We start from the raw sequence: 1305 nt of genomic DNA on the forward strand, positions 1-1305 counted from the left end.
AACCGCCAGAACGAGCGGGATGTTCTGCCCGATGATCGAGAGGGTTGCGAATTTAAATGCTCGACCGTCTCTGTCCTTGGTCCCGCTGACCATCGGCATTCCTTCGACCTCTCCGTAGTAGGGAATAGTCGTGATGTCGATCGCGGCTGTGACTGGACGCCGGAACGATGCTTCAGAGGCGATCACCGAGAGTAAGCGATCCGTCGTTTTGTTGAATCCCCTCACGAGTTCTTCGGGGCCAAATTGTTTGACAGCGCGGAGGTGGGTATCACCATGCGGTCCGTACTCTTTCCCGCGCCGATATTGGAAGCGAGTCGCTCCCTGCGAGGTGCCACAGCGGACCATCCCCATGAACGTCTGTAACTCGAAAAATTGCGTGTCCTCGTACGAGAGGTTCGACGCCCGACCAGAGTCGAAGTGTCCATAGGCGTGATCACGCGCGAGGCGCGTTGTCTGGACAATCTCGTCCTGTGAGAAGGATTTGTCTTCGACTGGGTCTGCGTCTTCTTGCGTATCGTCGACGATCTCTGCCTTTGGCCGCACCTCCGGCGCTGAGATGCTGCGATCATGGAATTCTTTGACAACGAAGTGGGCGGCAGCGTGGATGTATTCGTGGGTCGCGTCGTCGAATCGATTTCGCCACGCACGAGAGAATGCTGATTCGTCGGGCACTCGACTGAAGCCGAGAATAGTCGCTACTTCCGGTTGTCGGGTGAGTCGTCGAGTGAAGTTGGCGTATGAGTCACCCGTTATCTCCATGAACACGAACGAGAGAACCATTGCGCGAAAGGAGAGCGGCGCAGGATGCCACGCTGGATACCCGTCTTCGATAGCATCTATCGAATGATCGAGCTTCTCGAACGCGGTGACGAGATCGGTTTCTTTGAGCTTGTTCCGAATAGTAATCCCCAGTTGGTACGCTTCACACAGAGAGCGCATTCACAGACGCTCGTCGCGAGTTGAGTCGTCAGAACAGTACATGTGATTTCTGAGGCGGTTAACAGTAAAGTGGTCTACTTACTCTATCTCTGTCATTTGGATTTTATCGACGAGTGGTCGATCGCTACTCTTGGACCCGATAGTCGATCCGACTTGATTATTAGCAAATTATTTGGATTTATCTGCTCTGTTGAATCCGGTGACGGCACCGGGATCGCGATCGCTGAAGAGGCGATTATCTCGCTCTACATCGTCGAGGAGTTGGATCGATCCACCCAGTGATCTCGATCCTCACTCCCTCTGCTAAGATTCCATCTCTGAATTCTCTCGGCAGCGCTCCCGAACCGAGTACAGAGCGACTCGATC

1 pseudogene is annotated in these 1305 nt (G+C 54.0%); it reads right to left on the reverse strand.

From position 1 onward, the window contains the following. Positions 1–939: pseudogene (locus tag EXE45_RS16685) on the reverse strand (transposase); the annotation flags it as partial. Positions 940–1305 lie beyond the last annotated feature (366 nt).

This window comes from Halorubrum sp. SP9 (genome assembly GCF_005435015.1).
Taxonomy (GTDB): domain Archaea; phylum Halobacteriota; class Halobacteria; order Halobacteriales; family Haloferacaceae; genus Halorubrum; species Halorubrum sodomense.